We start from the raw sequence: 24,803 nt of genomic DNA on the forward strand, positions 1-24,803 counted from the left end.
TCACTTTCTCATTTGTACCACTGGAACGATGGCAACCATTAGAGCAAGAAAGAAGGCCGACGGATCGGTCAGTTATACGGTCCAGATCCGCCTTAAAAACAAAGGGGCGCTAGTTTACCAAGAGTGCCAGACCTTCGCCCGGAAACAGGCTGCCCAAGCGTGGGCCCGCAAACGCGAAACGGAGCTGGCTGAGCCCGGCGCGATTGAGCGGGCAAACCGCAAGGTCGCGACGGTCAAGGAGATGATCGACCGTTATTTGACTGAGATGGAGAGGGTTCGGCCTCTGGGTAAGACCAAGTTCGCTACGCTCAAGGCAATTAGCGAATCGTACCTGGGCAAATTGAATGACCAGGATATTAACAGTCAGGTGCTGGTGGAGTATGCGCTGTGGCGCATGGGCAAGGAGGGGGGGACTGTACAACCCCAGACGGCCGGCAATGATCTGGCGCATCTGGGAGCAGTGCTGTCGATCGCTCGGCCTGCCTGGGGCTACCTAGTCGATCCGCACGCAATGACGGACGCCCGGCGGGTCTTGAAAAAGCTGGGATATAACATGAAAAGTCGCGAGCGTGACCGACGCCCCACCTTGGATGAACTCGACAAGCTACTTACGCACTTTCAGGGTATCCAAGCTCGCCGCCCAACCTCGATCAACATGCTCAAGATGACTGGGTTCGCGTTATTTTCAACACGCCGGCAGGAGGAAATTACACGGATTCAGTGGACGGATCTCGATGAGGTGGGCCAGCGGGTACTGGTACGTGACATGAAAAACCCTGGCCAGAAGATCGGTAACGACGTGTGGTGCCATTTACCGCCGGAAGCCTGGGCCATTCTCCAAACCATGCCGAAGGTTTTGCCGGAGATATTTCCGTACAGCGCAGAGTCGGTATCCACGTCTTGGACTAGGGCTTGTCAGATAACTGGTATCGAGAACCTGCACTTTCATGACTTGCGCCACGACGGTGTAAGCCGTCTGTTCGAAATGGACTGGGACATTCCTCGGGTAGCGAGTGTATCGGGGCACCGCGATTGGAACTCAATGCGGCGCTATACCCACCTTCGCGGGCGCGGTGACGCTTACGAAAATTGGAAATGGTTTGAGATAGTCCTACAGGCGCCCGTAAAGCTGGGCGCCAGGACACTGAAGTGAATTAGCTACCGCGTGGCGCGCTATTCAGCTGATTGTTTTCTTTAACAGCAGCGGCGCGCTGAGCATCCAGGTATTCGGAAAGGTCCGTGATGTGAATACCCTTTGCGCTTTTTTGGCTTGGCTCCATACGAGTGATAGGAATCTTGATTTGCCCGGCCCCCACCTTGCGCTGGAACATGTCGGTGGTTAGATGAGTGAAGTAGTCCTTACATACTCGATCCAAGGGAATGACCACCTGGCCGTTGTATTGAGCCATCAAGACAAATAACGTTTTCATTGTGTTGCTCCTTCAAGTGAGAAAGTCCGAATAGTTCTGTCGTTCCTAGTCGATGGATGGTCAGCTAATAGTTGCGCCACGACGGCGAACTCATCTATTCCAGCCGGTCTTGTATCTCCGGTAGCTTGCTCGTCTTGCTGTCACCCGCATTGCCTATAAAAACTTGGATTTGCATAGTTGTAGCCTTCCTTACGCTTTAAAAATCCAGCACTTGACTGTCGTGGGACGACCTGGCGCCAGTGGTGTTTTGCTGTTCATCGCAGCGCGGACTGCGCTGTGTACCGCCTTGTTACTGTCTAGAAACTTGCGGGAACGTGACTCTTTAAGCAGATCGCGTAACGTCGCCACGTCGGCTAACTTCTGTTTGTGTTCAGCGGCGCGCTCGCTAAATTCGTTGAGGTTGATAGCTATCACGGTGGGGTCGCTGCTGTGGTTCACCACCGGGTCTTCGCTCAAGGATTCGAGGTAGTCGTACACCTCCCAAAACTCGGCCACGGCCGAATGGTCGGAACTGATCGAGGCTTGGCGCTCGATAGCCATCCGCACGATCTGGCGTTGGGTGGCAGCGACCTGGGGATCACTCAGTTTCAACACCAGGCGCAGGCAATCCAGTAGCGAGAGCAACTGCGCGTGGTTCTTACTGATGCGCTCGACACGGATGTACCCGCGCAAGTCATAGCCGCAACTGCTGCAGTTCCCCTGATCGCTGGTATAGGCGGTGTTGCAGGCAAAGCATTGGGTATGCAGGCGACGCAGCTTCGCTTCGTGTTCGGGCATACGCTGAGCGAACAGCTCAAGCACCGCGGACTCTTTGCCTACAGCCCGCAATAGGAAGTGGCTGAGGGTGCCGCCATCTAAAGCGTTTAGCTGGTCAGCTGCAGCGCGGCTTTCTGGTGTGACGGTGGGGCGTACAAAATGCAGCTTTACGATGCGCGTCATGATCGCTTCATGGGCGACCACGGCCGCGTTTTGGCTGATCGCGATCGTTCCCCGAAAAGGCGGTTCATACGTTTCGTTGCCCGCTGTCTTGACGCCTTTGGTGGCCAAAGTGCCGCCGCCGTAGAAGTCTTTCAGCTCGTCCCATTCGAAGGTTTTAGCGTGTGCCCGATCATCGCTGTGGCGATCGGCTTCCAGGAATACAACCGGCATGCCGGATACTTGACCCATCAGACGAGAGCGTCCGGCCTTGGTCGATTTCATCGGGTCGAAACCCTCATAGCCTTCACGGCCGAGGAGTTTCCAAAGGAGGTTAAGCAGTGTTGTTTTGCCTGCGCCGGCCTCACCAGTGGCTTCCAGGAACGGGAAGGACTGGTAGCGAGCGCGGATCTGTTCGCAGAACAGCGAGCCGAAGAAGAACACCAGAGCGACAAAACCCTGGGCGCCGAAGCAGGTCCACAGCAACTGCACCCACTTCTCGTCAAAGCCCTTTGCTTCGCGCTGCAGTTTGATGGGGACACCTTTCTGCAGGGTTTTTAGGCGCAGCTTGCCAAACTCGAAATAGTCTTCGCTGTTGACCTTGTAGGTGGTGCCGTCCTTGATCGCGATATCGCCGTAGACGTAGCAGGCGTATTCCTTGCTGTAGCCGACGTAATCAATGGTTGAAACGGTTTTGATACCGAACAGTTGGTCCTTCATGAGCTTGTCGAGCTGTTGGCCACTGCCGGTAAACATGGCGCCTGCCGCCATGCCGAGCAGTCGCTTTTTGAATTCGCTTGCGGCCGACAGCTGGCCGCTGGTGAAGGTGTTTTTCACGCTTTCGGAGTCGTGCGGGAAGTCCACGCGCAGGTAGTACCAGGATTCGTCTGTTACCTCGTTACGCTGGAAGTACAAGGCTTGTGGGTAGCAGTTGGCAATCTCCACAACACTGCCGGACTGCTGCAGCGCTTTTTCGCGTTGTTGCGCCTGGTTTAGCAGTTGGTCGTCGTGATTCTCGCTGTCCTCGATGTCGGACATGGCCCGGTTGAATTTCTCCATGTCCAACTTGAACCAGTACAAGCGGCTGCCGAAGCCCAGGTGAAATTCCCCGCGCTTGTTCCAGTCGTACATCAGAAGGGCCTTTTCCGCTGCGCTCTCAGCCAGCAGCAGGGCACCCTGGTGGCGGGCTTGCTTGAGGTCAGCAGCGATCTGTTCGGCGCGCTTGATGTCGTCCTGGATGAAGCTCCAACGCTGATGGAGGTCGTTCCAGTCTGATTTGCGGCCGTCACGTTGTGGGATCTGTGCCGACTCACAGACGAAGCCCAGTGCGCGGGCTTCACGTACCCAGCGCCGGGTGTAAGCGTTGGCGCTGGGCTCGTTATCAAGCGCCCAAACCAGCTTGGGCAATTTTCCGCCTTCGCGAGTCTTAACCAACGCTTTGAGCGAGTCCCCTGGGAACGCATTCGAGGACATGGCCGAGACGGCCGCGATGTCGTTGTGTACCAGGGCGATGGCATCGAAAATGCCTTCAACAATCCAGATTTCCTTGGCTTCAAGAAGGTCGACGCAGGGCGGGCACCACCAGACGCCGCGATAGCTGTCCTTGGATTTGAAGCGGGCTTTCATTTTGCCAAAGCGGTGCGGCTGATCGATCAGGCGTTCCCACCAACCTCCCTTTTCCAGAGCGAAGCGCACCGTTGCGCTGCCGGCATTGTGTTCAGCGGAATAGAAAGTTTCCTGACTGAACCAGCCCTGGATCACTTCAAACCGAAAGCCCCGGGCGAACTCCAGATAGGCGCGGGCCGTGGCGTTGGGTTGTTGGTCTGTGGCGGGCGCTCGCTTGCTCCAGTCTTCGAACAGATCGTCGTACAGCTCTTTTACATGCAGGGTGTGGCCACACTTCTCGGGGCGACCACAAATCACCATCCAAGGCGTATCAAAGCGGGAATACAGTTCTTTCTTTTTGCACTTCGGACAGGTGCCGCCGCGCATGTAGTCGGTGCCCCTGCGGTGCTTGAGTCCAAAGTCGGCCTCAAGGCGCTGTAGCACGTCGTGACGAAGATCTTCTTTCATTGGGTTATTTCACTGCTTTGAGGCTGTGGGACAGGGCTGCCATGAGGCGTTTTTGCGCAGCCATGACCGGTATGTGGGCGAGAATCGCGCCGTGGCGCAGGCCGGCCGTAACAAGACGGAATTGGTCGGCGTACCAGTGTTCGTTGAGGCTCAAGCGATACTGTTCACGCAGGTTGGCCAGCAACGCTTCGGCCTCGGCTGGGGGCAGTTGTGTGGTGACAATTACGGCGTTGGCCATCGTTAAACCTCAATTTCGGGCGCAGCTCACCCAAACCCACGGGATGTGGGGCCGGCGATTGGTTGGGTTGGGTGTTACGAGTTTGCGGAGCGTTGGCGTTGCACCGGCTCTATCAGCTCGATGTGGGCAAGGTCGGTCAGTTTGGTTGCAATCCGTTCGGCCACGTCGAGGCTTTCCACCAGATAAATGACTGCCCTTTTGCGCAGTGTCGACAGATCGCCCAGGTGTTCGGCTTGATGGCGCTTAAGGAACGCTAGTGCAGCGTTCTGGATGAACTGTTGGTAATCCAACGTGTTGGTTTGAGCGTTCATTGGCCTTTCCCTGACTTGGCGCGGTAGAGATCGATGGCGGCATGAATTTCTGCAGTACGTGCAGCTATGTGCAAGATGTGGGCGTTCATGATCAGTTCGGCCTCGTCTTCGGTGATTACGCCGTCCTCAATCGCCTGAGCGATTACTTGGTCGACCGTGCCCTGTTTGGCCGACGTCTGTACGGCCCGTGCATACATCTCGACGTTGTCCAGGTTCTCCGGTTGGATGACCGGCACGAACATGCCGCCGTACATTGCCGCAACGTAGTTGGCCAGGTGCTGGGTGCCTGTGACCTGTTCCAGTTGAAAGATCTGTAGGTCCGTCAGCGGGCGGCAGTTGTTGTTCTCGTAAGCGTGGTTATCGAACTTTTTAAGTGGTAGGCCGATGCGAGCGGCGGCGCGTTCGCGGCCACCTTCGAAGGTGCAAATAATTGCACTGACGACTTCTCGACGTGTTTTCAGAACCTGACTTTTCATCTTCTGCTGTTCCCTCAGAGACCTGGCCATTACTGTTCGATCACGCCGTCTTTGATTCCGAGTAGTACGGCTGCGCGATGAGCCTCCCCGCGACGGCATTGGCTCTGGCCATTCAGCACCGCGTAAACGGTGCTGGGGTTGAGGTTGTTCCGTTCAGCAAAATTTCTGGCAGTCTGGCCACGCTTCTCCAAGGATGCACGCGCCTGCTGGCGAGCTTGCTCGGTGATGGGTGAGTTGGGCATAGTGCAATTCCTTGCGTTTTCGTGTGATGACAAGCGCAGGATGTGGCAAAAATCTGCCAATGTAAATATCTGGATGGAAAAATATTGACACTCTCCGAAGAGATTGGCGCAAGGTTGCGCCAACAACGAGCCCAGGCTGGGCTGACGCAAGATCAACTTGCGGAACAACTTGGTGTCTCGAAAAGAACTCAAGGAAACTACGAATCCGGTGCCAGTGACGCGCCGGCCTCCTACTTGAGTATGGCTGCCAGCGCGCTCGGATTTGACGTGCTTTACATCGTTAGCGGGACTCGTACCACGATGAAAGTTGATGCGTTGTCTGAGGTTGAAGACAGCATTGTTCAGCAGTACCGCAGCATTCCTGTGGACGATCAAAAAGCCATCCGGCGCTTTCTTAAAGCTATTGCTGACGATGCTGCCAAAGGGGTGAGTTAAGCCCTCCGTTTCCGTCCCGCCACTCGATTGCCCCCATATCACTGCGACAGCAATGGATTTTATGGAGTGGTAAGCATGTTGGATCGCACAAACGCGGATGTCGGTTACGTTGATATGGCAGCATCTGCGCGGTATGAGCTTTCGCACATTGAGCGACGTCTGATTGGGTTGTATCGTCAGTTGAGCCCTCGCGACAAAGAGCAGTTGAGAAGACTGACCGAAGCGCTGATAAGCAACCCGGATCATTCCGACGAAGGTTGAATCCAGCGCCGCCGGCACTCGATTGTCGGTGGCGCGCTTCATGCGACGGCCTGCGATCCAAGCTTTTCAAACAGCTCCCGCTGTTGGGCTCTGGGCATATCTCTAAGACGATCCATCAGCAGCCTGTCGAACGTCTGAGCGGACGGGCTTAACGTATGAGAAAAAGTGAGATTAGCGACCCAGGTGTGCCCACACTTTGCATCAAGGCACTGGCAGTAAAGTTTCGCAAAGTCGTCTGACAGAACCTCACGTGACGCAATTCGCCCTTTGTGTCCGCATTTGCAAGTAACTCTCATATCCCCTCCCCAGGGTGCAGCTTATTGCCACTATACTCGCATGTGACGCAGTATATTTCTCTAGCTGTTAGGTGTCAGATAGAGGTTTCCCCTGTGCTATCGATCTTTTTCCAGCTAATACGCCTGTCCCGCCGAAGCACCTCATTGAGCTGGCTGAACAGCTGACAGATCGGCCTAATCTCGTTGCTGGTGTAAACGCGATCGATCTTCTCGATATCCCCAAACCCGCCGTTGTTTTCGGGAATGATCCCGGCTAGAGCAGGGTTCATTCGCCAAGCGGCGATCACGTCGTTGCGGGTGATGTTCTTGACCTTCTCCAGCTCGTCCTTGGCCTGGAAGTCCCCCACGGGGATGATCTGGATCGCGTTTTCCTTGCCGTTGGGGATGTTGACGAACATCGATCGGAAATTGCCCACGCCCTTACTGGCGCTGATCTGAGCGCGCAGGTTTTCTTCGTCTTCCTCGGTCAGGTCCGGGTCGTTGGTGTAGAAGATGTAGCCCGCGTGCGCGCCATTGCTGTAGTACCGCCGGCGGAACAGGGTCGCGGCTTCGTTGAGCAATAGCGCCTGTAGGCCCCCCAGGTAGTCAGGCACGCCGTAGATGTTCTGTTCCACGTCGTAGTCCAGGACGTGTTCGATTTCATCCTGGTCGAAGTCCATGTATTTGCTGTCTGGCAGCAACATCCTGAATCCGCCGTCGACCTTCACCCGCATGTTGATCGCCGGCAGGTGCTGCATCTCCAGCACTTCGCCAAAGGCGTTGGTATCGCGGTAAAAATAGGCCTCGCCAAACACCATGTAGTCCAGGCTGGCCCGGCCCATGGTCTGCGTGCTGCACCCCTCGGACGGAATAAACTCACGCAGCAGCAGGTTGCGTTTGAACTTTGGAATGGCGCCGTGATGCGCGTTGGCGCGTAGCAACTTGGCCAGGCCCGCCCGGGACACCGGCGGCTTGTAGATTTCCCCGTCGTCGCTGAGAAACACCCCCAGGTATTCGCCGATGTTGCCGGACAGCACCTGTTCGGGTTCCCCGAACGTGAACGCCCGCATGGGCTGTGGCTGTCGCGCCGGTTGGTTGATTTGGGGCTTTTTGTGTCGTTGCTTGGGCATTGTTTCCGCTCGTGACGTAGCGGCTACGGCGCCGCTTGTTGGTGTTGAGGGGTTCATTGAACAGGGCGTGCATGATCGACCAGGCAATGTCGGCGTGGCCGGTGGCGTCAGTGCGCGAAGCGCTGTAGGTGACATGGCCGCTGGTGGTGGTGCCGCGCTTGATGGTCAGGAACGCTTGGGCGATATCGGTCCAGCCAGCGTCCCATTCGATGCGGCTCCCCTGGATCGTGTCTTGGGCCTTGAGTACCAGGGTGTTTTTGGTTTCAAGGCTGTAATGGATCGCGGTCGCACGCGGATAGAAGTCGCGCACCAGGTCAAACACGCCGTAGCCAATACCGGTCGTGTCGATGCCGATGTGCTGCACGTTGAAACGCTCGGTAAGTTTCTTGACCTGTTCGGCCTGGTACTTGAACGACTGCCCACGCCAACTGTGTTTTTCCAGGATGCGGAATTTCGCCCCGGGTTCTAGTGGCGGAGCGACCACCACGCACGTGGCGTCGTCGCGGGTGCGGCTCGGATCGTAACCAAGCCACACCGGGCTATTGCCGAACGGCCGATCCAGTTCAGGGTTGTAGTCCTCCCACAACGACAGATCGGAGTAGCACCGCTCAAGGTCTTTTAGGCCGAACGCGCTCTGGCTGCTGTCGATGAACTTGCAGTAGAACAGCTGCTGGAATTTGTCCTCGTCGTACTCCAGCTGCAGCTGTTCGAGGTCGAACAGATCGCAGCCGCCGGCGATGGCGTCGTCCAGTGTGATGGTCTTGCGCCATTGGCCGTCGGGGCACAATGCGCCCTGGGTGTAGGACGCCTCGGTGGGCCAGGTGCCGCCGGCCTTCTTGCCGCGCTTGCTGTTGCGGAATTCCTCGCCCGACCAGAACGGGTACGCCTGGTGCGAGACCGCGCTGGGCGTCGAAAAGTAGGTTTTGCGCCACTTTTTGTGGGTGCCCATGGCACTGGCCACGGTGCTGAGTTTGTCGAAGTCACGTATCCAGAAATATTCATCGACGTAAACGTGGCCATGGTAGCCCTGGGCGGTGCTGCTGTTGGTCGACAGGAAACGCAGCTCGGCGCCGTTGCTGAGCGTGATCGGGTTGCCGGTCAGCTCGATGTCGAACCACTGCTTTGCAAACTGGATGATGTAACTGCGGAAAATCTCAGACTGCGAGCGGCTGGCCGACAGGAACACCTGGTTGTCGCCAGTCAGCACGGCGTCCATGAACGCTTCGCCGGCGAAGTAGTACGTGAGGCCCACCTGGCGGCTTTTTAGGATGTTGCGGATTCGGCACGTCAGCGGATTTTGCTTTGCGGCAAACAGCTCCTGCTGATAGCGGTACATCTTGCTGATGAACTTATCCAGGAAGTCGACTTCGGTCAGCCCGCTAATGTCGTTCTTGGCTTTCTTCTCGCGTTTCTTCCCGCTGCTATCGCCACGCGCCGAGCGTTCGCCACGCGGCCGCTGGCGGCCTTCCTGTGGCTCGCCGGAAGGTTCCCCGATCGGTGCTGGCAAGGGTTTGGCCGCTTGCTTTAACAGACGCTCGCGCACGGTGGTCAGCCGGTCCAGCTCGTTGAGCTCGTCCTTTGTAAGGCTGCTGGCTTTGTCCAGGAGGAGGGTGATTCGCCGGCCAACGGCGGTCAGTGGTTCCTCGTCCGACAGCATGTCTTCCCATCCGCCCTGGCGTATCCAGTAGTAGACGATTCGGATGTTGGGCAGGTTGAGCTGCGCCTGAATTTCCTTGGCCTTACAGCGGCGCAGAAACAGGCGTTTGGCGGCTTCTTTAACTTCGGTCGAGTAGTACATGGGCCGCAGTCTATGCGGCGAAAACGCTGGAAACGCGGGGTTAAATTCCGCGCTTCTCCTATATGCCGAATCTAGGAGAAACGCGCATTTGAACCGTTTGTTTAGGGCTCGGCGGCTCCCTATCTTGGCGGCTCATTCAACCGATTGAGCGCAGTTAACGCCCATGCCCCGTTCCCTTGTTTCGTACTGGAAACGTGTCGCCACCAGCGGCACCACCGCCGATGGTCGCGAGATCCTTCCCCAGGAACTGCGCGATATCGCTGAAACCTACAAGCCTTCGAAATACACAGCGGTGATCTGGTGCGACCACGAGCGTTGGAGTGGCTCCCACGGAACGGTCTTTGCCGTGCGTTTGTTGGAGGAGGGCGAAGACCTGGAGCCTGGGCAAATCGCTCTGGAGGCACAACTCAAGCCGAATGATCGCCTGCTTTACCTGAATGATCAGGGCCAAAAGCTTTTCTCTAGCATCGAGATCACTCCGAATTTCGCTGGCAGCGGAAAAGCCTACCTGACAGGCCTCGGCGTCACCGATGAACCGGCCAGCCTGGGCACCCAGGAACTCTATTTTTCGAAGCAGACGCACAAAAACTCTTTCTATGCCGCGTCCGTTGAACTGGGCTCCTTTGAAACTGAGCCACAGAGCGAGGTCGGCAAATTGATCGGCTTGCTGACTGGTTTGTTCAAGCGCTTTTCCACGGACGCCGAGCCATCCGAACCCACCACCCCAACCGAGAGCAAACCCCCAATGGATGAAGCTACCGCAACGGCGCTCAAAGCCCTGCTGGAGCAGCTGCTTGTCGTCGCTGCCGGCATTCAGGCTGTAATCGAGCCTGCCGCCGCAGACGCACCAGAACCCGACCAGGCACCAATCGACGACGTAGCAGCAGCTGTCGACGATATCGTCACCACCGCCGAAGACGAGCGCGAGTTCAGCCGAAAAGGCGGTGCCACCAACAAGGCATTGTTGGCGAGCATGGCTGCGCTGCAAAAGCAGTTCACTGCTCTGCAAAACACCTCCAATGGTCGCCAGCTGCCGCGCAATTCTGGCCCGGTAGCCACTGTTAAAAAGCGGGTGCTCTGATATGGCCCAGCCATTAAGCGCCCGTGGCGCCAGACAATATGCCGAGCTGCAGGAAGCGATGGCCGAAGCGTACGGCGTCGAAAGTTCGGCCCGCATGTTCAGCGTGGACCCGACGATCGCTCAGGAACTGAACGACGCGATCACCGCCAAGGCTGATTTCCTGGAGCGTATCAACGTCGTTCCGGTGAGTGAGATCAAGGGCGAAAAAGTCTTCATCGGCGTGAACGGTCCTGTCACTGGCCGCACCAATACCAAGACCACCGATCGCGAAGCCAAGGACGCATCGGCCCTGGATAACACCCAATACGAACTGGCTGATACCCAGTCTGACGTGGGCTTGCCGTACGCCAAAATCGACGCCTGGGCGAAGTTTCCCGACTTCAAAGAGCGTTATTCCGCCGCCGTGCAAAAGCGCATCGCGCAGGACCGAATCGTTATTGGCTTCCACGGCACCCACGCCGCCACGCAGACCGACTTGGAGAAATTCCCCAAGCTGCAGGACGTTAACAAAGGCTGGCTGCAGCAACTGCGTGAACAGGCCCCGCAGCAGGTTCTGAAAGAGGGAACCACTGCTGGCAAGGTCACGCTCGGCGCCGGTGGCGACTACGCCAACCTTGATGCTCTGGTGCACGACACCAAGCAGATGGTGGACGAGATTCTGCGTGAAGACGGCGACCTGGTTGCGATTATCGGCACCGATTTGCTCGCCGCTGACAAGGCCAAGCTGTACACCAAACAGGGCGACACTCCGACCGAAAAAGAGCGCATCGAAAACGCGCAGGTCATTGCGACCTACGGCGGTCTTCCGGCGTACAGCGTGCCGAACTTCCCGGTCAACGCCGTGCTGGTCACCAGTTGGGACAACCTGTCGATTTACTTCCAGGACACCAGCTGGCGTAAGCAGACGATCGAGAACCCGAAACGCTCCCGAGTCGAGGAATACAACAGCCGCAACGAAGGCTACGTGATCGAGCAGCTGGAAAAGATCGCGTTTACTGAAAACGTCGAGCTGGTGGCCGCGTGAGCCTGGCACTGGCGCACAAGCGCCGCACCTTGGCCTTGGGCAATACTGCAGTAGCGGCACTCGCCGCTGCAGCAAGCTTGGCCTATTCGCCGGCTGATGCCCTGAGCAGTCCCGCCAATGCGCGTAAACACCTGCTGCTGCAGGAAGCTGCACTGGATCAGGACTTGGCACGGATCAGCGCCATCAACGGACTGGCTGGGCGTCAGTCGCTCAAGCGCGAGGAGCTGCTACCCAAGTACCAGGAATACGTCCAGCGCTACTGCGAGTCGGGTCTGAACTTCCCAAACCGAGTTGCGGTGCAGGTGATGGTCTGGCTGTTCGACACCGCCCAGTTCGAAGACGCCCTGGAGCTGGCCGACTTCCTGATCGAGCAGGGCCAGCAGATGCCGGAGCGCTTCAAGCGCCGCGACATCCCGACCTTTGTAGCCGATGCCGTGTGCGAATGGGCCTACGCCGAATACACCGCTAAGCGCAGCCCGGAACCTTACCTGTCCGACCTGCTGCCGCGAGTTGATGGTGAGTGGAACCTGACGGAGCAGATCCCGAGTAAGTACCACAAGTTGATCGGCATGCGCGCCATGGAGGCCGAGCAGTGGGAAACCGCGCTCAAGCACCTGGAGCGCTCGACGGAGTTGTACGCCCAGGCCGGCAACAACACACGCATCAAACAGATCCGCAGAACCTTGGAAAAACAAACGGCCGCTAACCCGGCCACCGAATAACCGACTACCCCCCCAGCGGGGACCTGTGGAAGTGAGCCGCCCATTTATGGACCGTCCCACTGAAAACAGGCTCCCCGCCCTATTTGAGCGGCCAGCAATGAGCTTTTCCGGGAAACCCACCACCTTTGTGGAAATGACGATCGAGAACGACGGCTTCTGGCCAGACCTCTCTGTGTCCGAATTCCAGAAGGAACAACGCCTGCCGGCGGAGTACCTGGTAGAGCTGCTGGCCGACGCCTTGAGCACCGCCATGGTCGAGGTCAATACGGACCTGGCCAGGTGCAAAGCACGTTGGAAGGCCAACGGCATGACGCGTGTCGAGTCCGCAGATTCCACGCTGCTGCCAGAACGTACCTTCCAGGTGAAGCTGTACAAGCGCGCCGTGTACTGCCGCGCTAAGGGCAGTTTGCTGCCGCAGTTTGCAACCGTCACCCGCCGCGAGAGCGCCGAAAACACAGGCAAGGAAGCGCCTGAGCGTGCCGAAACCTTCCTGGCGTTCAGCCAGCAAGCCGTGCGTGCCCTGCAGGGCCGTGGCCGCATCACGGCGGCGTTGCTGTGATCCAGCTGCAGGCGCTGACCGCCTATCTGATGGCCCGCAACCTGGTGGAGCCTGAGCAGTTCGACAGTTGGACCGAGCAGGTCAGCCTTGAGCTGATCTGGAAACCCGACCGCGACGGCCTGCACATGGCTGACATGCGCTATCGCGCCGTGTTCTCCCTGGAACGCTTCGCCGGCAATCCGGCCAGGCTGATGGCCCTGGTGGGTAGTTGGCTGGAAACCCACGATCCTGACCGGCACCGCCACGAACTGCCGGCGCCCCTGTTTGCCGTTGAACCTCTCGACCAGGACACCTTCGACGTGGACTTGTCCCTGGAGTTCGTCGAGCCGCAATACCTCGCCCAAGACCCTGCCGGCGAGATCGAGGCATTCGGCAAAACCTGGGCCTTCGTCCCGTTCGATCTGTGGATTGCCGAGCATGGCGAGGTGGGCATCAATGGCCGCTAACCCGCTCGACCTCGATATCAGGGGCTTGCTCGACGTCGACGCCCAGTTGGCGTTGCTTGAACTGCCTCCGCAGCTGCGCCGGCGATTGCTGAACAGAGTGACCACACGCGTGCGGACGATGAGCCGTAAGCGTGTGCGCGAGCAGAGGAACCCCGACGGCACCTCGTTCGCTGAACGCAAGGGCAGCGCCAAAGGCAAAAAGAAGATGGAAGCCGGCCTGGCCAAGCTGTTGCAGGTCACCCGCGTCAGTCCGGATGAAGCCGAACTGGGCTGGAAAAACGCCTTGACCCGTTGGGTCGCCGCCCAGCAGCACAACGGCGTCAGCAAGCGACGTACCGCTGCGCAGATGCGGCGCTGGAACAAAGCCCCGCCCGGTATTGCATGCACCGACAAACAGGCCAAGCGCCTGCGCCGGCTGGGCTTCCGTGTTCGCCAGAAGGGCAAAAAGGCGCTGGCCAGGCCTTCGGTGGCATGGATTCAAGAGCATGTGAACTACGCCAAGGCCGGCTTGCTGATCCGCATCTTGAACGACGAACAAACAGAGAAAACGGGCGCGCAAAGCTGGGACATCACCTTGCCAAAACGCCAGTTCCTCGGCGTGGAAACCAGCGGCGAAACCCGCGAGCTGGTTAACCAGGTCTTCGAACAAATCCTTAATTCACCCCGCTAACGAGGCACAGCATGGCACTTGGCACAGTCAGCGTTAACAATCTCAATCTGGGCCAAGGCGCCGTGACTGAGATCGAGCGCTATTTCCTATACATCGGGCCAGGCCCGAAAACCGCTCCCAAAAACATCGGCAAACTGGTGCCGCTCAATACCGAAAGCGACCTCGATGCCGCCCTGGGTACTGCTGCCAGCGACCTGAAAACCCAGATCACCGCCGCACGATTGAACGGCGGCGATCGCTGGGCCTGTCTGGCGGCACCGATCCTGGCCGATACCGACTGGCGCGCCTCTTTGGAGACTTGCCAGCAGCAGGGCTTTTCGGTCGAGGCGGTCGTTATCACGCAGCCTGTGACCAAGGGCGACGACCTGACGGCCATGCACGACGCGGCTGTGCTGGTTAATAACGTCTACGGCCGCCGCTTGTTTGTCATGGCCGCAACTGCCAGCCCGACAGTGCTGCAGTCCTGGTCGGAATATGTGGCCGAGCAAAAGGCGATTACCGCCAACGTGGCCGCGCCGCGTGTGATGGTGGTGCCGCAGCTGCACGGCAATGACCTGGGCGTGTTGGCCGGTCGCTTGGCCAACGCTGCCGTGAGTATTGCCGACAGCCCAATGCGTGTGGCCACCGGTGCCGTAACCGGTCTCGGCAGTGTGCCGGTCGATAAAGATGGCGTGCCGCTGCCGTCCGCAATCCGCGCCGAGTTGGACAAGTCCCGCTTTTCTGTTTCCCAGACCTACCCGGACTATCCGGGTGTTTATTGGGGCGACGGCAACATGCTGGACACCCCAGGCAGCGACTACCAGGTAATCGAATATCTGCGCCTGACGGACAAGGCGGCGCGTCAGGTGCGGCCGCTGCTGATCCGCCGTGTGGCTGATCGTCGCTTGAACAACACACCCAACAGCATGGCCGTGAATGTCAACGCGCTAATGGCGCCACTGCGCCGGATGGCCAAGTCGGTCAAGTTCGCCGGTCAGGTGTTCCCGGGAGAGATCGAGACGCCGAAAGACGGCGACATCGTGCTGACCTGGAAGAGCAAAACCGCTGTCGAGGCGTACATCAAGCTCAAACCCCACAACTGCCCGAAAGACCTCACGGCGAACATCGCCCTGGATCTTTCCAACGACGATTCGGAGTAACCCCCCATGTCACGTATTGGCGGCAAGAACTTTGACGTGAACCTGGGCGATCTGCAGGTACACGTCGAAAGCTGCACCCTGGATATCACCGACAACAGCAAGACTGCGCAAACCCGGGGCGTGCCTGATGGCTACGTCGACGGCGACGTGGCGGCGGCTGGTGAAGTTGAGCTGGACTCGACCAACTTTAACCTGGTGGTCGAAGCGGCGCGCACTGCCGGCAGCTTCCGCAAACTGGATGCGTTCGACGTGGTGTTTTTCGCCAAAGCTGGCGACGACGAGCTGCGCATCGAGGCCTTCGGCTGCAAGTTGAAGATTTCCAGCCTGCTAAGCATCGATCCGAAGGGCGGCGAGAAGACCAAGCACAAGGTGCCCTTTGAGGTTACCAGCCCGGACTTTATCCGCATCAACGGCGTGCCTTACCTGGACTCCACCGAGATCGAGGGCATTAGCTGATGGTATGCCCGTTCGATCGCGCCCAAGCCCTGGAACAACGTCAGCGGGACCAGGCTATCAACGCCCAGTTGGCCCAGGCCCGGCGTGAGTCAGCGGGCCCAAGCCTTACTCACTGCCAGGACTGTGGTAACGAGATTCCTGCAGCGCGCCAGGCGCTCGGCGGCAAGACCCGCTGTGTCCCGTGCCAGTCTTTTTTCGAAAAAGGAGTGCAGCGATGAGTACTAATCAGGCGGCCCAGGACACCGCCATTGCACTGGCGAAAGCGTCACCTGCGATCGGTGTAGCCGCCACTGGGGCGACAGGGGCCGTCGACTGGTCGGCTGTCGCCTACATGCTGACTGCCGTTTACATGGTGCTGCAGATCCTGCTGTTGGTTCCCAAGTATCGCCAGATGTTGCGCGACTGGAAGGTGAGGCCATGAGCCTGCGCGGCAAGATCGCCGCCGGCGCTATCACGCTCTGCAGCTCTGCGTTGGTGGTGTTCCTGGGCACCTGGGAGGGCAACGGCCAGAACACGGTCTATGCCGACAAGCTGGCCCTTGGGCTGCCAACTGTATGCAAAGGCATCACACGCCATACGAGCCCCTACCCGGTGGTGGTTGGTGACTATTGGTCGGATGCGCGCTGCAACGAGGTGGAGCAGTTGGTGATCAGCAAAGGCCAATTGCAACTGGCCGACTGCATTACCAACCAGGACGTGGGACAGGACACATTCGACGCCCTGAGCAGCCATGGCCACAACTTCGGCACGGCCAGCACGTGCGCCAGTCGTGCCGTAGGCCTGATCAATTCCGGCCGGATTAAAGAGGGCTGCCAGGCGCTTGCCTGGGCACCTGACGGCAAGACGCCGGTGTGGGCTTTTGTGACGACCGGCCAAGGTAAGAAGGTGTTTGTGCCAGGCCTGCACGCCCGCCGATTGGCGGAAGCCGCTCTGTGTCAGGCGGGTCTGTGATGCGCGAGGGCTCTTTCATCCTGCTGCTGTGCCTGTTGGCCTGGTTCGGCTTTGACCTGCTGGAAGGCCAGCGCGACACCGCACGTGCGGAGCGTGACGCCGCGCAGGGCGAAGTGAGCGGCCTTCGGGAAGCGGCGCGTATCAGCGGCGAAATGCTTGCTGAGCGTGACGCTATCGACCTCAAACGTACCCAGGAACTGAACGATGAACGTGCTGAAAATGATGCTCTGCGTCTCGATGTTGCTGCTGGCCGTAAGCGGCTGCGCCTCAACGCCACCTGCAGCGCCCCAGTGCCCGCCAGTGCCGGCGCCGGCGGCGTGGCTCATGCAGCCACCCCCGAACTCACAGCAGACGCTGGATCGGATTATTTCACCCTCAGAGATCAGCTCGCCCTCAGCCGGCAAATGATCCTGGGCTTGCAAGACCACGCCCTGCGGGTTTGCCCGCACCAACCATAACTGACACCCAACCTCTGAACGGAGCAACACCATGACCGATACACGCGATATCACCCTGGAAGTAGGCGACAAAGAATTCACCTTCGCACTGACCCCGCAGGACGTGACGAAGTACTTCAACGCCGTTACCCAAGCCAACAAGGTTTCGCCGGCAAACAACCTGCTGGTGACCACCGTTAAGCAGGAACAGCGCGCCGCCCTCAAGTCCCTGTTGGGCAATCCGGTACTGGTCATGCAGCTGGCGGGCGCGCTCCTGGAAGAGTACGGCCCGGACGTTGAAATCACCGTAAAAAAGCCCTCGACCACGCCGAACGACTGACCGAAAACGGCCTGGGCCAACTGGTGGCCTTGGTCGGCCGCTGGCTACCAGGTGCCGAGCCCACCGCCGAGGTGATGGGCACGGCCAAGTGGCTGGAGGACGAGCATTGGCGCCGCATGGAAATCGCCATTGCTAACGGCATCGCATACGCACTCAACGGATAACGACTGATGGCTGACAAAAGCGCCCGCCTGGCTTTCATCTTGAGCCTGACCGATAAGGTTACCGCCCCGCTGGGCAAGGTCAAAACCGGGTTTTCCGACTTGGCCGAACAGAGCGAAAAGCACATCAAGACTATGGGTTTTGGTCTGGCGGGCATCACGGGCGCCTATGTCGGTATCACCCAATCCATGGAACCCGCCCTGGAGATGAACCGCGCCCTGGGCGAAGTCCGATCGCTGAACGTGGCCGAAGACGCGTTGAACTCGCTGAATCGCAAGTCCCTGGAGTTTTCCGTGGCGTACGGAGAGAACGCCCGGGATTTTGTCGCCTCGGCGTATCAGATCGAGGGCGGCATTAAGGGAATGGTGGGCAGCCAGTTGGCCACCTTCACCAATGCCAGCAATGTGTTGGCCAAGGCCACCAAGTCTGATGCGGCGACCATGGGCACCTACGTCGGCACGATGTACAACCTGTTCAAAGGCCAGGCCGACGCCATGGGGAAGGGCCAGTGGGTCGAGACCCTGGCGGGTCAGACCGCTACGGCTGTGCAGTTGTTTCGCACAAGTGGCGAGCAGATCGGCGAGGCGTTCAAGGCTGCCGGTGGCCTGGCCAGCACCGCCGGCGTAAGCCTGGCTGAGCAAATGGCCGTGCTGGGCACGCTGGGCAGCACCATGGACGGCGGGGAGGCCGGCGGCCTCTACAAATCGTTCTTTGAAAACGTCAGCGCGGCCTCTGAAAAACTCGGCATGAAGTTCGTGGATCAGCAGGGCAAGTTGCTGCCGATGATGGACATCCTAGACAAGCTGAAAGGTAAGTTTGGCGATCTGTCGATTGAGGCGAACGGTAAACAACTGCGCGATGCGTTCGGCGGTGAAGCGGCGCGCTTGATCACCAGCCTGATGGGCGACACAGACCGCCTGAAAAACGGCATGGAGCGACTGGGCAATGTGCGTGGTTTAGAAAACGCCGAACGCATGGCCAAGAACATGGTGGACCCGTGGCAGCAGTTCGGGGCCGCTGTAGAGGCTCTGCGTATCGCGTTTGGCCAGGCGTTGATTCCGATCCTGACCCCGCTGATGGAGCGCCTGGTAGGGATTGCCAGCACGTTGACCCGCTGGACCCAGTTGTTCCCCAACATTACCCGCCTTATTGGGATCGTAACCCTGTCGTTCCTGGCCATTACCGCCGCCATGTCGTTACTCACCCTGACGGTGGGGCTTTCCAAAATGGCGTGGCTGGGGGCCGTTGTGGTGTGGAATGCCCTCACCTGGTCGGGCTATCGCAGCATCGCCATGTTCCTGTACCACACCGTCATGGTGGTGGGGTTCGTGGCCGGCCTCGTACTGATGGTCGCCTGGATGGGCCTGGTCAAGGGCGCGATGCTGCTGTGGCAGGGCGCGATCTGGCTGGTCAACACCGCGTTGCTGGCCAACCCGGTGGCCTGGATCGTGATAGGCATTGTTGCCCTGGTCGCGGCCGTGGCGGCCGCGATCATCTATTGGGACGACTGGACCAGCGCGCTACTCAACAGCGAAGCGTTCCAGTGGGTTAGCGGGCAATTGGCTGCGCTGTCGGCGTGGTTCGACTCGATGGGCGGTTGGTCGAATATGGCCAGCGCCGCGTGGGACGCCATCGTCAACGTCTTTAAAGGCGCTATCAATGGCTTGATCGAGATGTTGAACAAGATCCCCGGCGTGAACATTGAAGCGGCGTTCGGGGACATGCCGGCGGCGCCAGAGCTACCCACCATCAGTGCCCCGCAAGTGGAAGCGCCGTTGTTGCCGCAACTGGTGAGCGCACCACAGCAACCGATCCAGGCACCACCCCTGGTGCTGGCTCCTACGCCAAAAGCACCGGCGCCAGTGATGCCGACGCTGGAAGCGTTGCAGCCCCCGGCAAAGGCGCCGGCACTGGTATTGGCTCCGGCCCCGGCCATGGCCGCACCTGCAGCGTTGCAGCCGCCGGCACAGCTTCCGTCCCAGGTCCTGGCACCGGTGGCACAGCCCCAGACGCCCAAGGAATTGCCGCGCACGTTGCCCAAGCTGGTGGCAGTGCCACCGGTGCAAACGCCGGCGCCGATCGGGCCGCAGTTGACTGTCCCGCAGCCGCTGCAGACGCCGCCCCTGGTCACCGCACCAGCGCCAACCGAGAAGGCCGAGCAAAGCCAGCAGCGCATCAATGGATCGGTAGCGAGCCTATCGCCGAAACGGCCAGACGCCGTACCCCGGGGCGGCTTCCTGGCCAGCATCCAGAACAACAATCAAACCCAGAACAAGGGCACTCATGTGGAGAACGTCAACATTCACACCGCCAAGCAAATGAATCCGCTCGAACTGGAAGGCATGTTGGCCATGGCGGTGGGCGGATGAGCGAATACATCGATCTGTTGATCATGGACAACGACCTGGTACTGGACCCATCGCGTCAGCCGCTGCTGATCGAGGACCGGGCCAGCATCGCCCAGGACATCGCGCACATGATCCGCGAGAGCGGGTTGCTGGTCACGCTGGTGGCCGAGCGCAGCCGTCTGCGTCAGCGCGATTGCATCCAGCAACTGGAACTGCTGGTAGAGGCCGACGCGCGTCTGGTGCCGGGCACGGCGTTGATTAAACAAGTGGAGTCTGGCCGCTACCTGGTCACGGCGAAAACGCTGAAATTTGGCGATATCGAGGTGACGTTGTGAGCGACGTAGATTTTAAACAGGCGCTGGCAGACAGCGGCATTCCGGTGACTGAGGACGGCTTGCGCAAGGCCTGGGAAAGCGAAGTTGCCGCGCAAGGTAGCAAGCTGAGCAACACCAGCGCCTACTCGCCGTTCTGGCGGCTGATCACCGCGCTGGTGACCAAGCCGGTGTTGTGGCTGATCAACTTTGTCAGCGGCACCGTCCTGCCCAACTTCTTTGTTAAAACCGCTGTGGACAAGTGGCTGGACATGCTGGCCTGGGCGGTCAACGTCGAGCGCAAAGGGGCGACCAAGGCCAAAGGCGTGCTGCTGTTTACCCGCGATGTCGCCGGTGGCGTGCTGGAGCTGCCCGCCGGCGTCCTGGTGCAATCGGCTGCTATCAACGGCCATATTTACCAACTGATCACCACCCAGGCCGTGACCTTCGCGGACGGCGTGCTGCAGCTGGAAGTCCCGGTAGAAGCCCAGGAAGTGGGCAGCGGCTACAACTTGGCCCCAGGTTACTACGCCATTCTGCCCGTCCCGATTGCCGGCATTGCCCAGGTGGTGAACGCGGACGGCTGGCTGATCGCACCAGGTGCAGATCCTGAACCGAACGATCAACTGCGTTTGCGCACCCGCAACCAGTTCTCGGCGGTCAACAAGTGGCACACCGACTCCGTGTACCGCGCCATGATTTCAGCCTTCCCAGGCGTGCGGCCAGATGGCGTGTATTTCCTGCACGGCGCGCCACGTGGCCCTGGCAGCGCCAATGCCTATGTGCTGTTTGATGCGGATGTGCCGGCGGCGACTTACCTGGAGCAAATCAACGCGCATATCCGCGACCAGGGCAACCATGGCCACGGTGATGACCTGCTGGTGATGGTCATGCCTGAGACACAGCACGCGCTAAGCCTCACCTGGTGGCCACGATCGTTGCTGACCGTCGAGCAGCGCGAAAAGCTGCAGGCGGAAATTGGGCAGTTCATCCGGGCGGCCTTTCGCGAGAGCGGCACGGGCGACTATCAGCCGACGCTGACCTATCCCCAGTCGCGGTTTTCGTTCAGCCGCTTGGGCGAAGAGCTTCACCAGCAGTTCGCCGGCATCGAGTCGCTACATTTTGACAATGCCGACATCGTGTCAGAGCTGAGCATTCCCAGGATCAAAACCCTGCAGGTGGTGCCGGCATGATCAAGCTAAGTTTGCCTTTCTGGCTGGACGGCCCGCAGTTGGCCAAGTTGAAAGCCGCCGCCCAGTCCTGGTGGGAAAAGGTCGAAGGTTGGCTGCAGTGGCCGCTCCTGCAGATGGACGCGGACACCTGCCACCTGACCGTCCTCGATCTGCTGGCCTGGCAGCGCGATATCAGCCGTTTCAAAGACGAGCCGGAAAGCCTCTACCGGCTGCGGGTGAAGTTCGCCTTCATAAACGCGGTCGACGCCGGCAGCACGGCTGGACTCAAACGCATCCTGCAGCGACTGGGCGTTGGCTATGTCGAGATCAACGAGCGGTTGCCCGATCGGGATTGGGACGTGGTGCTGTTGCGCCTCTCTGATTCTCAACTTTCGCAAAACCCGGAGCTGATGCGCGTACTGATTCAACAGTACGGCCGCACCTGCCGGCGTTATGACTTCGTGACCATCACCCCCGTATCACTGCGCATCGTCGCGGTGGACTTCAACGACGACCAGCAAACGCTGGTTGCCAGCCTGTAGGAGCCCCCATGGGAGCCAGCATTACCCTTGCAGGTGAAAGCCTGATCGCGCAGAAACTCGGCGCACAACAATCACTGAGCGTTGCCCGATTTGTCCTGGCCAACGTGCCCGGACTTGACCCGAATGCCGGTGTAGATCGAACAGCGGGCAAGCCAGTGCCGGCGCAAATCGTCGGCACCTATGACGTTACCCAGAAAGGTTTCGTGAATCCGAACCAGGTGGTCTATAGCCTGATGCTTGGTAGCGATATTGGGGACTTTGACTTCAACTGGATCGGCCTTGAGACCAGTGAAAACGTATTGCTGGCCGTAGCGTATGTGCCGGTACAGCAAAAGCGCCGAAACATCCCGCCGCGTCAGATCGGCAACAACGTGACGCGTAATTTTTTGGTGGTGTTTGACGGCGCCCAGGCGCTGACCGGGATCAAGATCGATGCCAGCACCTGGCAGCACGACTTCACCGTGCGCCTGAGCGGCATTGATGAGCGCGAGCGCTTGAGCAATCGCGATGTTTTCGGGCGCGCTTGCTTCCACGGCAGTGCGCTTGAACTGCAAAAAGTGGGCAATGCGTACAGCCTGAAACCTGGCATTGCTTATGTTGAAGGTGTTCGGCTGGAGCTAAAAGGCGCCCAAGCTGTTGCTGTTCCTTCAATCCCTAACGTTGCATGGCTTGACGTACGCCTGCAGCGCGAATTAAGCGATGTGGTCGGCACATACCAGGTTGTTTTCGGTGCGGATAAGCAGGACTACACCGACAGCGCCGGTGTTCGCCATTACCTGGTCCCTATTGCTGACATTCCAACCACCAACGCGATCAACGACCTGCGAGCCGTTGAACCGATCGCCGGCGAGCTGATCAAGCATCTGGCAGCCAGGACAGGTGACTACCCCCGTTTGCGCGCCCGAGCCACGACCAAAGCTGACGTAGGACTGGACCAGATCCCGAACGCCATCAGCAATGATTCAAATACGGATGACCCTTGGATTCTCGCTACAACCCGCATGGTTCAGGTCGTGCGCAATCATCTGTACGCCGGCATTAATGCGTTGGTGGATGGAACTACCGCTGCCGGTAGAGCGATAAAGTTGGTGACAGCGCGCAGGTTTAATTTCAGCGGTGCAGCTACAGGCAGCGCGACGTTTGACGGCTCCGCTGACGTGGAAGTCGCTCTGACTCTTGCTGACAGTGGCGCAGCCGCAGGCGCCTATACAAAGGTCACTATTAACACGAAGGGGTTGATAACAGCGGGGAGCAATCCCACAACGCTGGGCGGCTACGGCATCACCGATGCGTACTCAAAAACTGATGCTTACAACGCTTTTGTAAAACAAGGTGGTGGGATTGGCCAAACGCCAAACCGTGTGTTTATCGGTTGGTCTGAAATTGGGCTCAAGGCAACAGTTGATGCTCTTGATTTAGGTCGGATTTGGACCGAATACAGCTTCAACCCTAATACCAAAGCAGATAAGTCGAACTCGCTTGCGGGTTACGGCATTAAAGATGCCTATACCATTGATCAAGCTAATCAGCAGATCAATTACCGCGTTATCCGCGACGGCATCACTGCTGCCGGCTTTGCCGGGGGAGATATAAATCTTCCGTACTTTCGTCAAGAGTCAGATGGAAAAATCCAGTATCTGCAACCGAGGCTAGGATATACGGCAGTTCAACAGGGTACGGGGGTTGGGCAGCTCAGTAATCTTATTAAGATTGGTTGGAATGGTACTGCTCTCAAGGTTACCGTTGATGCTCTTGACCTTGGCGTAGTCTGGACTGCGTGGAACTTCAATCCTGATGAAAAGGCAAATAAGGGTAATTCCTTAGAAGCGTATGGCATCACGAATGCTTACACGATCGAACAGACTAACCAACAACTCATGCTCAGGACTGTGGGGGATGCTGTCTCTACGGTAGGATTTGCAGGTGGTAACTCGGTTTACCCATACTTTCGTCACAAAGATAATGGGCAGGTTTATTACCTCCAGCCACAGCTTGGGTTTACTCCCGTCGAACAGGGCGGCGGTGCGGGTCAAGCCTCTAACAAAATTCGCTACGGTTGGGATAGTCAAGGCCGAGGTATGCGCACCCAAGTAGACAATTCCGACATGGGGCTGCAATGGGGCGAAAAGAATTTTTACAGGCCTGATACTGATAACTTTATGGGTGTTGGCGTCGTAGGTACATCAGTACAACTTCCGCCTGGCGGGTCTTGGTGTTACTCGCTCATGCATTACTACTCGGCTGGCCAGGGCGTTGTTGGCAAAAGTGGCCACGCCCCTGGTGGGGCAGTTATTTCTTTTGCTGGTGGTGCAACTATTTACGGTTTTGCTTGGAGGTATGCGCCTTGATTGAGGAGTTTGAAGAGAATGGAGTTACGGCTCCGATCGAGGATTCACCATCTGCCCCGCCTGCGGAAGTAATGGTGATGTTCAGCGACGTGTCAGTTAAAGCGGACAAAACTTTTGTGGTCACCGTTGCGGGTAATCGTTGTCATGTTACCCAAGACTACAACAAGCCTTTGTATCAGGCCATTCGCGCCTACCTGGACGACGGCGGGAAGTTCTCAAAATATGCAGAGGATGTTTTCGTCGATTCAGATCCTCTTGTACTTGCACGACTTTGGGCTGAAACAAGTTTGCAGAAAACGGAAACGCTCGTTGCTCAATACCGCGACGCCCGCGACTTGGGCGGGGACTTGCCAATCACTGCTGAGCAATTTACAGCACTGCTGAATTGGCGTCAGGCGGTTAGAGACTGGCCGAAAGCCAAACGCTATCCGGCGGAGTCGACCCAGCCCAAAGCCCCTGCCTGGTTGAGCGCGGTTCTACAAAATGGTGAATGATTGGGCACCAGTAACTA

Annotated in this window: 32 protein-coding genes; 23 read left to right on the plus strand and 9 right to left on the minus strand. The window is 58.5% G+C overall.

All coding sequences use genetic code 11. From position 1 onward, the window contains the following. The first annotated feature begins 28 nt into the window (after positions 1-28). Positions 29-1,153, plus strand: coding sequence for a tyrosine-type recombinase/integrase (locus tag HBO41_RS07005; protein WP_169985573.1), 1,125 nt, complete (start codon positions 29-31; stop codon positions 1,151-1,153). 1 nt (position 1,154) lies between these two features. Here HBO41_RS07005 and HBO41_RS07010 read toward each other — a convergent pair whose 3' ends face one another. The 6 genes from HBO41_RS07010 to HBO41_RS07035 all read right to left on the minus strand — a co-directional run bounded on the left by HBO41_RS07010 (position 1,155) and on the right by HBO41_RS07035 (position 5,685). Continuing rightward, complete coding sequence (locus HBO41_RS07010) at positions 1,155-1,430, minus strand: pyocin activator PrtN family protein (RefSeq protein ID WP_169985575.1); 276 nt, start codon at positions 1,428-1,430, stop codon at positions 1,155-1,157. 189 nt (positions 1,431-1,619) lie between these two features. Then, complete coding sequence (locus tag HBO41_RS07015) at positions 1,620-4,418, minus strand: toprim domain-containing protein (protein WP_169985577.1); 2,799 nt, start codon at positions 4,416-4,418, stop codon at positions 1,620-1,622. Between the two features lie 4 nt (positions 4,419-4,422). After that, complete coding sequence (locus tag HBO41_RS07020; RefSeq protein WP_106576220.1) at positions 4,423-4,656, minus strand: hypothetical protein; 234 nt, start codon at positions 4,654-4,656, stop codon at positions 4,423-4,425. A gap of 74 nt (positions 4,657-4,730) precedes the next feature. After that, complete coding sequence (locus tag HBO41_RS07025; protein ID WP_169985579.1) at positions 4,731-4,967, minus strand: hypothetical protein; 237 nt, start codon at positions 4,965-4,967, stop codon at positions 4,731-4,733. Then, positions 4,964-5,443, minus strand: a complete 480-nt coding sequence (locus HBO41_RS07030) for a YmfL family putative regulatory protein (protein ID WP_275942378.1) — start codon at positions 5,441-5,443, stop codon at positions 4,964-4,966. Before HBO41_RS07030 ends, HBO41_RS07025 begins: the two co-directional genes overlap by 4 nt. 29 nt (positions 5,444-5,472) lie before the next feature. Next, positions 5,473-5,685 carry a DNA-binding protein gene (locus HBO41_RS07035; protein WP_106576223.1) on the minus strand — a complete coding sequence of 71 codons (213 nt, stop codon included), beginning with the start codon at positions 5,683-5,685 and terminating at the stop codon, positions 5,473-5,475. Between the two features lie 42 nt (positions 5,686-5,727). On the opposite strand from HBO41_RS07035, the gene HBO41_RS07040 reads away from it, so the two are divergent. Together HBO41_RS07040 and HBO41_RS07045 are read left to right on the plus strand one after the other, a co-directional pair. Next, positions 5,728-6,120: a helix-turn-helix domain-containing protein gene (locus tag HBO41_RS07040; RefSeq protein ID WP_256586904.1), complete on the plus strand. Its 393-nt coding sequence runs from the start codon at positions 5,728-5,730 to the stop codon at positions 6,118-6,120. A 75-nt stretch (positions 6,121-6,195) separates the two neighbouring features. Further along, complete coding sequence (locus HBO41_RS07045; protein ID WP_169985583.1) at positions 6,196-6,381, plus strand: hypothetical protein; 186 nt, start codon at positions 6,196-6,198, stop codon at positions 6,379-6,381. Positions 6,382-6,419: 38 nt separating this feature from the next. Here the strand turns inward: HBO41_RS07045 and HBO41_RS07050 are convergent, their stop codons facing one another. From HBO41_RS07050 to HBO41_RS07060, 3 genes are all read right to left on the minus strand, one after another. After that, on the minus strand, positions 6,420-6,677 hold the full coding sequence (locus HBO41_RS07050; RefSeq protein WP_169985585.1) for an ogr/Delta-like zinc finger family protein: 258 nt from the start codon (positions 6,675-6,677) through the stop codon (positions 6,420-6,422). A 74-nt stretch (positions 6,678-6,751) separates the two neighbouring features. Then, positions 6,752-7,621, minus strand: a complete 870-nt coding sequence (locus HBO41_RS07055) for a phage portal protein (protein WP_169985857.1) — start codon at positions 7,619-7,621, stop codon at positions 6,752-6,754. Next, positions 7,533-9,584 (minus strand): terminase large subunit domain-containing protein, encoded by a 2,052-nt coding sequence (locus tag HBO41_RS07060; RefSeq protein WP_169985587.1) that lies wholly within the window; start codon positions 9,582-9,584, stop codon positions 7,533-7,535. The genes HBO41_RS07055 and HBO41_RS07060 overlap by 89 nt, the downstream gene beginning before the upstream one ends. Before the next feature lie 163 nt (positions 9,585-9,747). Here HBO41_RS07060 and HBO41_RS07065 point away from each other — a divergent pair, with 163 nt between their 5' ends. From HBO41_RS07065 to HBO41_RS07155, 20 genes are all read left to right on the plus strand, one after another. Beyond that, positions 9,748-10,665: a GPO family capsid scaffolding protein gene (locus tag HBO41_RS07065; RefSeq protein WP_169985590.1), complete on the plus strand. Its 918-nt coding sequence runs from the start codon at positions 9,748-9,750 to the stop codon at positions 10,663-10,665. Position 10,666: 1 nt separating this feature from the next. Next, on the plus strand, positions 10,667-11,689 hold the full coding sequence (locus tag HBO41_RS07070; RefSeq protein WP_169985592.1) for a phage major capsid protein, P2 family: 1,023 nt from the start codon (positions 10,667-10,669) through the stop codon (positions 11,687-11,689). Further along, positions 11,686-12,411: a phage terminase small subunit gene (gene gpM, locus HBO41_RS07075; RefSeq protein ID WP_169985594.1), complete on the plus strand. Its 726-nt coding sequence runs from the start codon at positions 11,686-11,688 to the stop codon at positions 12,409-12,411. The genes HBO41_RS07070 and gpM overlap by 4 nt, the downstream gene beginning before the upstream one ends. Positions 12,412-12,508: 97 nt before the next feature. Beyond that, positions 12,509-12,970: a head completion/stabilization protein gene (locus HBO41_RS07080; protein WP_169985596.1), complete on the plus strand. Its 462-nt coding sequence runs from the start codon at positions 12,509-12,511 to the stop codon at positions 12,968-12,970. Continuing rightward, a complete protein-coding gene (locus HBO41_RS07085; protein WP_169985598.1) occupies positions 12,967-13,416 on the plus strand; it encodes a phage tail protein in 450 nt (149 codons plus the stop codon). The genes HBO41_RS07080 and HBO41_RS07085 overlap by 4 nt, the downstream gene beginning before the upstream one ends. Further along, entirely contained in the window at positions 13,406-14,086 is a 681-nt protein-coding gene (locus HBO41_RS07090) for a phage virion morphogenesis protein (protein WP_169985600.1), read from the plus strand. The genes HBO41_RS07085 and HBO41_RS07090 overlap by 11 nt, the downstream gene beginning before the upstream one ends. Before the next feature lie 11 nt (positions 14,087-14,097). Beyond that, a complete protein-coding gene (locus HBO41_RS07095; protein ID WP_169985602.1) occupies positions 14,098-15,225 on the plus strand; it encodes a DUF2586 domain-containing protein in 1,128 nt (375 codons plus the stop codon). A 6-nt stretch (positions 15,226-15,231) separates the two neighbouring features. Next, positions 15,232-15,681, plus strand: a complete 450-nt coding sequence (locus tag HBO41_RS07100; protein ID WP_053253844.1) for a phage protein — start codon at positions 15,232-15,234, stop codon at positions 15,679-15,681. Continuing rightward, positions 15,681-15,899 carry a TraR/DksA family transcriptional regulator gene (locus HBO41_RS07105; protein WP_053253845.1) on the plus strand — a complete coding sequence of 73 codons (219 nt, stop codon included), beginning with the start codon at positions 15,681-15,683 and terminating at the stop codon, positions 15,897-15,899. Before HBO41_RS07100 ends, HBO41_RS07105 begins: the two co-directional genes overlap by 1 nt. Continuing rightward, positions 15,896-16,102: a hypothetical protein gene (locus HBO41_RS07110; protein ID WP_122527444.1), complete on the plus strand. Its 207-nt coding sequence runs from the start codon at positions 15,896-15,898 to the stop codon at positions 16,100-16,102. The genes HBO41_RS07105 and HBO41_RS07110 overlap by 4 nt, the downstream gene beginning before the upstream one ends. Continuing rightward, positions 16,099-16,632 (plus strand): lysozyme, encoded by a 534-nt coding sequence (locus tag HBO41_RS07115; RefSeq protein WP_169985604.1) that lies wholly within the window; start codon positions 16,099-16,101, stop codon positions 16,630-16,632. Before HBO41_RS07110 ends, HBO41_RS07115 begins: the two co-directional genes overlap by 4 nt. After that, the gene (locus tag HBO41_RS07120) at positions 16,632-17,090 is read left to right on the plus strand and encodes a lysis protein (RefSeq protein WP_169985606.1); all 459 of its coding nucleotides are present in this window, start codon (positions 16,632-16,634) and stop codon (positions 17,088-17,090) included. Before HBO41_RS07115 ends, HBO41_RS07120 begins: the two co-directional genes overlap by 1 nt. Positions 17,091-17,121: 31 nt before the next feature. Further along, the gene (locus HBO41_RS07125) at positions 17,122-17,409 is read left to right on the plus strand and encodes a putative phage tail assembly chaperone (protein WP_169985608.1); all 288 of its coding nucleotides are present in this window, start codon (positions 17,122-17,124) and stop codon (positions 17,407-17,409) included. A gap of 20 nt (positions 17,410-17,429) precedes the next feature. Next, positions 17,430-17,573: a DUF6890 family protein gene (locus tag HBO41_RS29775; protein ID WP_407073957.1), complete on the plus strand. Its 144-nt coding sequence runs from the start codon at positions 17,430-17,432 to the stop codon at positions 17,571-17,573. 6 nt (positions 17,574-17,579) lie between these two features. After that, the gene (locus HBO41_RS07130) at positions 17,580-19,940 is read left to right on the plus strand and encodes a phage tail tape measure protein (RefSeq protein WP_169985610.1); all 2,361 of its coding nucleotides are present in this window, start codon (positions 17,580-17,582) and stop codon (positions 19,938-19,940) included. Then, positions 19,937-20,254 (plus strand): DUF2590 family protein, encoded by a 318-nt coding sequence (locus HBO41_RS07135; protein WP_069553415.1) that lies wholly within the window; start codon positions 19,937-19,939, stop codon positions 20,252-20,254. The genes HBO41_RS07130 and HBO41_RS07135 overlap by 4 nt, the downstream gene beginning before the upstream one ends. Then, a complete protein-coding gene (locus HBO41_RS07140; RefSeq protein WP_169985612.1) occupies positions 20,251-21,423 on the plus strand; it encodes a baseplate J/gp47 family protein in 1,173 nt (390 codons plus the stop codon). Before HBO41_RS07135 ends, HBO41_RS07140 begins: the two co-directional genes overlap by 4 nt. Beyond that, positions 21,420-21,944: a phage tail protein gene (locus HBO41_RS07145; RefSeq protein WP_069553413.1), complete on the plus strand. Its 525-nt coding sequence runs from the start codon at positions 21,420-21,422 to the stop codon at positions 21,942-21,944. Before HBO41_RS07140 ends, HBO41_RS07145 begins: the two co-directional genes overlap by 4 nt. An 8-nt stretch (positions 21,945-21,952) precedes the next feature. Further along, entirely contained in the window at positions 21,953-24,292 is a 2,340-nt protein-coding gene (locus HBO41_RS07150; protein ID WP_169985614.1) for a phage tail protein, read from the plus strand. Next, positions 24,289-24,786 (plus strand): hypothetical protein, encoded by a 498-nt coding sequence (locus HBO41_RS07155; protein WP_169985616.1) that lies wholly within the window; start codon positions 24,289-24,291, stop codon positions 24,784-24,786. Before HBO41_RS07150 ends, HBO41_RS07155 begins: the two co-directional genes overlap by 4 nt. The last annotated feature ends 17 nt before the right edge of the window (positions 24,787-24,803 follow it).

This window comes from Pseudomonas sp. WS 5146 (assembly GCF_012985495.1).
Lineage (GTDB): Bacteria > Pseudomonadota > Gammaproteobacteria > Pseudomonadales > Pseudomonadaceae > Aquipseudomonas > Aquipseudomonas edaphica.